The organism is Cupriavidus sp. HMR-1 (assembly GCF_000319775.1).
Lineage (GTDB): Bacteria > Pseudomonadota > Gammaproteobacteria > Burkholderiales > Burkholderiaceae > Cupriavidus > Cupriavidus metallidurans.
Genome location: NZ_ANKP01000163.1, coordinates 1 through 8,201 on the forward strand (window position 1 = coordinate 1; position 8,201 = coordinate 8,201).

The 8,201-nt window shown below is 66.4% G+C and carries 3 protein-coding genes and 1 other RNA gene; 3 read left to right on the forward strand and 1 reads right to left on the reverse strand.

The window, feature by feature from the left end:
* Both D769_RS18900 and D769_RS18905 read left to right on the forward strand, forming a co-directional pair.
* A partial coding sequence (locus tag D769_RS18900) for a PD-(D/E)XK nuclease family protein (RefSeq protein ID WP_008648300.1) occupies positions 1–1,910 on the forward strand: 1,910 nt, incomplete at its 5' end.
* On the forward strand, positions 1,907–5,470 hold the full coding sequence (locus tag D769_RS18905; RefSeq protein ID WP_008648301.1) for an exodeoxyribonuclease V subunit beta: 3,564 nt from the start codon (positions 1,907–1,909) through the stop codon (positions 5,468–5,470). The genes D769_RS18900 and D769_RS18905, both read left to right, overlap by 4 nt.
* Before the next feature lie 127 nt (positions 5,471–5,597).
* Here D769_RS18905 and ffs read toward each other — a convergent pair.
* An RNA gene (gene ffs, locus D769_RS31285) (signal recognition particle sRNA small type) lies at positions 5,598–5,696 on the reverse strand.
* Between the two features lie 164 nt (positions 5,697–5,860).
* Between ffs and D769_RS18910 the strand changes: the two genes are divergently transcribed.
* The coding region (locus D769_RS18910) for an adenosylcobalamin-dependent ribonucleoside-diphosphate reductase (protein WP_008648303.1) at positions 5,861–8,201 on the forward strand (2,341 nt) is incomplete at its 3' end.

The window sequence follows — 8,201 nt, forward strand, 5'->3', positions numbered from 1 at the left end:
ACGACCGAGTCGTGGCCCGCCGCGCCCGCGCGTTGCTGGCGCGTGCCGGCGCGCCTGTCCGCGATGAAACCGGCTGGAAGTTGTCGACCACGCGCGCAGCCGCCGCGCTGATGCGCTGGTTTGACGTGCTGGCGCGAGATGGCGATAGCGCGGCGCTGCTCGATCTGCTCAAGAGCCCGTTTTGCCTGCCTGCATTCGAGCATCGCGGCGCGGCAATCGCGCTGATGGAACGCCGCATCCGTCGCGCTGTCGTTACCGGAGGCTGGGCCAGACTGGCGCATCTGTTTGCAGAGCGCGAGCGAGCGGCAGGTGCGCTGGTCGACGCGGAGACGATGGAGGCCAGCGATGCCGAACTGCAGATCCGCGCTGCGGCTCGCACGCTCGTCGCCACGCTGGCCGACGAGGCCGCGCAGTGGCCGCGGGGCCTTGCGCAACAGCCGCTCCATGTCTGGCTGGGCCGCCTCGACGCCATGCTTGACACGCTCGATATGCGTGCTGCGCTGGCTGCCGACGATGCCGGGCGGCAACTGCTCGATGCGCTGGCGAAGCTGGGCGACTTGCCCGACGACGAGACTGGCAGCCACGCCACGCTGAACCAGCAGGAGTTTCGCGCGATGCTGTCGGCATTGCTCGAATCGGTGGCTTACAAGGAGCCCTCGGCGCAGAGCCAGTCGCGCATCACGATCCTCCCGCTCAACGGCGCCCGGATGCGACGGTTCGACGGCGTGGTGGTAGTCGGCTGCGATGACGCGCAATTGCCGTCCAGCGCGGCCGAGCTGATGTTCTTCTCGAACCAGATGCGACGCGAGCTTGGGCTCGAAGACCGCGAGGCCCGCTTTGCCCAGCAGGCCCGGGATCTGGCCGAAGTGCTGCTCAACAACAGCGACGTCGTGCTGACGTGGCAACGCTTCGGCAGCCGGGGCGAGCCGCATCATGTCTCCGGCTGGATCGAGCGGTTGTCCGCATGTTGCGCGCGCGCGGGCACGCCGATCGAAGCCAGCGCCACGCCCGTTCTGCACGATACCTTCGCGCAGCCCGCCGGAATGCCTGCGCCGGTGGCACCCGAGCGCGTGCCAGAGCGCTGGAGCGCGCAGGCGTACAACACGTTGCGCCGTTGCCCCTATCAATTCTTCGCCAGCCGGATGTTGGGCCTTTCCGGGCTCGACACGCTCAGCGACGACCTCGAGAAGCGCGATATCGGCAACCTGCTGCATCGCGTGCTGCTGCAGTACCACGAGGAGATCCATGCCTCTGGCGAGCGTGACAACGACCGGCGTCTGGCGCGTCTGCGGGAAATCTCGGATACCACGTTCGGCAAGCAGATTGCCGAGGACGGCAATGCCATCAGCTACTACCGCCGCTGGATGGAAGTCCTGCCGTCGTACGTGGCATGGCAGGCGGCGCGTGAGGAAGCCGGCTGGCACTGGCGCGGTGGCGAATTCGATGCCGGCGTGGATGTGGCGATGCCCGATGGCGTGCCGCTGCGGCTGGCCGGCCGGATCGACCGGCTCGACAAGGGACCGGATGGCGCTCATGCGGTGCTCGATTACAAGACCCAGCCAGCCAGCCGCCTGCGGCGCAAGGCCGGTGATGCCGAGGAAGACTGCCAGTTGGCGTTCTACGGTCTGCTTCGGGCCGATGCCGTGGCGGGAAGTTGGGTGGCGCTGGAAGGTGTGAAGCAGGGCGGCCGCGACAGTTCGCCCGGTGCCCAGCGGGAAGTCGATCTGCCGGAATTTCAGGCAGCGGTGACCTGGCTCGAACGCCAGTTGCGGCACGACGTCGTGCGTTTGCGGCAAGGCGCGAAGCTGCCCGCGATCGGCGATGCCGCCGCCTGTACTTATTGCGATGCCCGCGGCCTGTGCCGCAAGGGTTTCTGGGAGTCCACCGCGTTGCCGGATCTGCAGTCATGACCGAAGTTCACGCCTATTTGCGCGACGGCCAATCCGTGGGCGAGGCCGATTTCACGCGCGCCGCCTGCGATCCTGGCCGCTCCGTGGTGGTGGAGGCCTGCGCGGGCAGCGGCAAGACGTGGCTGCTGGTGGCGCGTCTGGTCCGTCTGCTGCTGGCCGGCGCCGCGCCGCACGAAATCCTGGCTATCACCTTTACGCGCAAGGCCGCCGAGGAAATGCGCGAACGCCTGCTCGAAGTGCTGTCGCAGCTTGCCGGCGGCACCGACGAGGCGGTGCTGACGCAGCTGGAAATGCGCGGGCTGTCTCCAGACGCCGCGCGCGCGGCATTGCCCCGCGCGCGGACGTTACATGCACAAGTGCTGGCGTCACCGGGCCGCATGGCGATCGACACGTTCCACGGCTGGTTCGGCACGTTGTTGCGGGGGGCGCCGCTGTCTTCGGGCATCGTGCCCGGCGCGTCGCTGCGTGAGGATGCCTTGCGCATGAAGCGCGAGGCCTGGGCGCCGTTCTGGCGCGCGCTGGCGCAGCCGCAATACGCGGATCTGCGCGAAGCCTACGAAGCGCTGGTTGATGCGATCGGTGACTTCCAGGCGCGGGGCCTGCTCGACCAGATGTTCCACGCACGCAACGAGTGGTTTGCGTTCAAGGAGTCGGGCGATCCCGCCACGAAGCTGGCGCAGGATCTTGGGGATGATGCCACCTCCGACATTCTGGTAGACGCGCTCTGCGACGACGACTGGCTAGAGGAATGCGCGCAGATGGCACTGCTGCTCGGTCGTGGCGGCAAGACCGAGCAGGGGCACGCATCGAAGATCATCGACGGACTGCGCGCGATCCGCGCATGGCGCGACGCGGGCGCCGCGCCGGGCGAGGCCGTCGCCAATGCATTCCAATTGCTGCGTGCAGCGTTTTTCACCGATGCGGGCAAGGCGCGCTCGCTGCGTCGTACCACGGCATTGGCCAAGGCGTGCGGTAGTGAAGGTGCCGTTGACGAATTGCTGGATCAGCACGCAGAGCACTGCGCACGACTGGACGAGATCGCGGCGCGCCGCTGCGAGGCCATGGTGCTCGCGATCAACCTGGCGCTGTACCGTCTGGGCGACGCACTGCTCGAACGTTATCAGCGCTACAAGGGCGACCAGCGTGCGATGGACTTCGCGGACCTCGAATGGCTGGCGGCGAAGCTGATGGCCGACGAGGAGACCGCCACGTACCTGCAGGTGCGTCTCGACGCGCGATATCGTCACCTTCTGCTTGACGAGTTCCAGGACACGAACCCGCTCCAATGGCGCATCCTGCAGGGCTGGCTGGCCGGTTATCAGGGGCTGGGAGAGAAGCCCACCGTGTTTCTGGTTGGCGATCCCAAGCAGTCGATTTACCGTTTCCGTCGCGCGGACGCGCGCCTGTTCGATGCCGCCCGGGTCATGCTTCAGGACGGATTCGGCGCCACCGTGCTGCGTACCAACCGCACGCGCCGCAATCGCCCCGAGGTGCTCGACTGGGTCAACGCCGTGTTCGATCACGCACGCGCGGAAGGGCGCTATCCGCTCTACGAAACGCAAACCACGGCGCTCGGGGGTCCGGCCGGACCGGTCTGGCTGCTGCCGCTCGTCGAGCCGGAGGAAACAGAGGATGACGAAGCATCCGAGGGCGATGGCCATCGCGATACGCTGACCCAGCCGCGCACGCAGAAAGGCGACTCCCTGCGCTACGAGGAAGGTCGCCGCGTGGCAGCCTGGCTGCACTATCTGCGTGACCAGGTGCCCGTGAGGGAAGGCGATGGCACTCGCCCGGCGGGCTGGCGCGACATGCATCTGCTGGTGCGACGCAAGACTTTTCTGGCCGATTACGAACGTGCGATGCGCGAGGCCGGCATCCCCTGCCTGAGCCCGCGCCGTGGCGGCTTGCTGACAACGCTGGAAGCACTCGACCTCTCGGCGCTCCTGGCGTTCCTGATGACGCCGGAATCGGACCTCGACCTCGCGCATGTTCTCAAGAGCCCGCTCGTGGGCGCGACTGACGACGATCTGGTGCTGCTGGCCATGATGGAGGGCGAGGGCGGATGGTGGGCGCGCATCGAGGCGCTGGGACTGCCTGAGCGCGTTTCCGATTCGCTGCGAACGGGTGTCGCGCGCCTGCGCGGCTGGCTGGCGCTCGCGCCGCACAAGCCCGTGCATGACCTGGTCGACCAGATCTATCACCAGGGCGAGGTGCGTCGCCGTTATGCCGAGGCCGCGCCTGCGGCCATTCGCGAGCAGGTGCTGGCCAATCTCGATGCCTTCCTGAAGCTGTCGCTTGACCTTGATGGCGGGCGCTATCCGAGCCTGCCCAAGTTCATCGATGAACTGCAGGAAATTCGGCGTGGTGACGAGGATGAAAGCCCCGACGAGGGCGGCATGGGTGAAGGCGTCGAGGATACCGAGGCGGAGCCCGACGACGCCGGAGACAATCAGCTCGACGCCGTTCATATTCTGACGGTGCACGCGGCAAAGGGCCTTGAGGCGCCATTCGTGATCCTGCTCGATGCGAATCACAGCGATCCGGCGGCCGATCGTGGTGGCATTCTGGTTGACTGGCCGCCGACATCGGCGGTGCCACGGCATTTTTCCGCCTACGGCAAGCGCGACGAGCGCGGCATGGCTCGCGCGTCGCTGTTCGACGCCGAAGCGGCGCTTGCCGATCGCGAAAACTGGAATCTGCTCTATGTGGCGATGACGCGCGCCCAGCAAGGCCTGCTGGTCAGCGGAGTCAAGGGGCGCGCGAGCAAGGCGGAGAAGGGAGACGCGCCAGGGGCGGAGATCGCCGGAAGCTGGTACGTGCGTCTGGCTGCGGCGGGTGTCGGTGACGAGATTACGGCTTATCCAGAGACCGACGTCGCGGCAGTCGATACCCTGACCGCCGCCAGCGAGCGCATCCGCTATACCGATTTCCGGCTGCGCTATCGCGATGCGGCTGACGACCGTTTGCCGATCGACGATGCGGACGACGAGGCCGAGGGCATCGTGTTCGATGCCGACGCCGCGGCACATGGCGAACTGGTGCACGCGCTGCTCGAGCGTGTCTCGCGCTATCCCGATGCGCATGGCAGCTTGCCCGACGTGGAAACGGTTTTGCGCTGGTTCCCGCTGACTGGCGCGGGCGCGCCGAACGCGCGCGAGCGCTGGCGGCAGCAGGCCGAAGCGGCCGTCGCGGACCTGCGCGCAATGCTGGAGGCCCCGGCGCTGCGCGAACTGATGTTCCCGGTGGACGCCGTGTCTGCACGTAACGAGGTGGAGCTTTATGATGGCCGCGGCCGGTTGCTGCGGATCGACCGGCTGGTGGAGTTCGACGAGCGGGTCGTCATCATCGACTACAAGCTCAGGCTGTTGCCGCAGGAACATGCGGGCTATCGCGCGCAGCTCTTGCGCTATGCAGCGGCGGTGGCGCCGATGTTTCCGGGCAAGCGGATCGAAGCCGGCGTGGCTACAGCGGCCGGAGAGTGGATCGATGTAGAGCTTCTACGTGCCTCGGCGTCACAGGCGATGCCTATCGCCACGACACAGCAGGGGTCATTGTTCTGAGCGCACTCGGCCCGTGCCCGATTCGCAAAACAGGCGCACAATAGGACGTTTCTGGCGCACGGAAACGGGCGGGCGCCAGAGATTAATCAGGGAAATGCCGGGAGATAAAAGCAGAAAGGGGAATTAGGGGGACGAGCCTGACCCTCGGCACTGGTGGAAAACGGCTGTGGCTGCTTCGTTCCCGACCTGACCAGGTTGACCGCGCCGCCATGCGAGGAGGCCCGTCCGACCGGCATTGTAACGCAACCTTGAGAGGGTTTCCAATTTTGTATTCTTGGCAGGGGCTTTGGCGCGTTGTTTGATCTGAAGCGGGGTTGGCGCCCTGCCGTGCTGGCAGCATGGCGGACGGCAAATTCGGGCCAGAAAGCTCTCATCTGACAGGCTGGGGACATGAACGCAAACGACCAGATCCTCCGCGGCGCGCTTGCGCCGCAAGACATCTCCATCGAAGTACTCCAGGAAAAATACGCCAAGGGCGAGGAACAGACCATTGACGATGTGCGCCGCCGTGTGGCGCGCGCGCTTGCGGAGGTGGAACCCGCCGACAAACGCGAGGCTTGGGCCTCGCGCTTTCTTTGGGCGCTGGAAGGCGGCTTCGTGCCGGCCGGGCGTATCAACTCGGCGGCTGGCACGGGCATTCAAGCCACACTGATCAACTGCTTCGTCCAGCCTGTGGGCGACTCGGTTTCCCAGGTGCGTGGCGGCAAGCCGAGCATCTATACCGCCGTGGCCCAGGCTGCCGAAACGATGCGGCGCGGCGGCGGTGTCGGCTATGACTTCTCCTCGATCCGGCCGGGTGGCGCGCTGGTGCGTGCCACGCACTCGCGCGCATCGGGGCCGGTGTCGTTCATGAAGGTGTTCGATGCATCGTGTGCCACCGTGGAGTCGGCCGGCGCACGGCGCGGTGCGCAGATGGGCGTGCTGCGCTGCGACCACCCCGATATCGAGAGCTTTATCCACGCCAAGGACCGTGGCGACCTGACCAACTTCAATATCTCGATTGGCGTCACCGACGAGTTCATGCAGGCGGTGGCGGCTGACGGGGAAATCGAACTGATCCACGAGGCCGAGCCTGGCGCGGACGATATCGCGGCGGGTGCCTATCGTCGCGATGACGGCCAGTGGGTGTATCGGCGTGTGCCGGCCCGTCGGCTGTGGGACCAGGTCATGCAGGCCACCTATGACCACGCGGAGCCGGGCATCCTGTTCCTGTCGCGCATCAACGCCGACAACAATCTCTATTACTGCGAGACGATCGAGGCCACCAACCCGTGCGCCGAGCAGCCGTTGCCGTCGTATGGTTGCTGCTGCCTGGGCTCGATCAACCTCACGCGCTTCGTGCGCCGCCCGTTTACCGATCAGGCCAGCTTCGATTTCGAGGCGTTCGCCGAGGTCGTGCGCGTGTCGACGCGGATGCTCGACAACGTGCTCGACATCACCTACTGGCCGTTGCCCGAGCAGCAGGCCGAGGCGCAGGCCAAGCGTCGTATCGGCCTGGGGTTTCTGGGGCTTGGCAGCGCACTGGTGATGCTGGGTCATCGCTATGACACCGATGCGGCGCGCTCGCTCGCGGGTCGGATCTCCGAGACCATGCGCGATCACGCCTATCTGGCATCGGTCGAACTTGCCGAGGAGAAGGGCCGCTTCCCGTTATTCGATGCCGACGCCTATCTGAGTGGCGGCTTCGTGAGCCGCCTGCCCGAGCCCATCCGCGATGCCATCCGCGAACACGGCCTGCGCAACTCGCACCTGCTCTCGATCGCGCCAACCGGCACGATCACGCTGGCCTTTGCCGATAACGCGTCGAATGGCATTGAGCCGGCCTTCTCGTGGACCTACAACCGGCGCAAGCGGATGCCCGACGACAGCTATCGCACGTTCGAGGTGGCCGACCATGCATGGCGGCTCTATCGCCATATGGGCGGCGACGTCGAGCAGTTGCCGGAGAGCTTCGTCACGGCGCTCCAGATGTCTGCCATCGACCATATGCGGATGCTGGAGGCGGTTCAGCCCTATATCGACACGAGCATCAGCAAGACCGTGAACGTGCCGGAGGACTATCCGTACGAAGCCTTCCGCAATCTCTACCTCGAAGCGTGGAAGGCCGGGCTCAAGGGGCTCGCCACGTATCGGCCGAACCAGGTGCTTGGCGCGGTGCTGTCGGTCACCCCGGCCGCCACGGCCACCACGGCGCCGGCGCCCGCCACGCCGAGCGAGGACGATCCGCTGACGCGGCCGTTCGGTAGCCGGCCACTCGGCGATCTGGAAGGCGTGACGTCGAAGGTCGAGTATTTGACCTATGAGGGCCACAAGACGGTCTACCTGACCGTCAACTTCATGCAGGTGTCCGGCACGGTCGGCGGTCAGTCGGTGACGATCGAGCGGCCAATTGAGTTTTTCATGCCAGCGGGGCAGCGCTCCGAGGGCCAGCAGTGGATCACGTCGACGATGCGGCTATTGTCGATGGTGGCCCGCTCGGGCGGCCCGATCGCCAAGGCGCTGGCCGATATGCGGAATGTGGTCTGGGACAAGGGCACGGTCCGCTACGGCTCCCTGGTCCGCCAGGACGGCACCGAGGTGCCGCGCTTCCATGATTCGGAGGTGGCGGCGCTGAGTTACGCGATTCAACGCATCCTGATCAAGCGTGGTTTCCTGGACGAGGAGGGCAGCCAGGCGCCGGTGGTGGCGCTGGCCGCCCGTCTGGCCCGGCGCGAAGGCGGCGAGGCGGCTG

Coding starts and splice junctions, on each gene's coding strand:
- D769_RS18905 (WP_008648301.1), top strand. CDS start 1,907: ATGACCGAAGTTCACGCCTATTTGCGCGACGGCCAATCCGTGGGCGAG.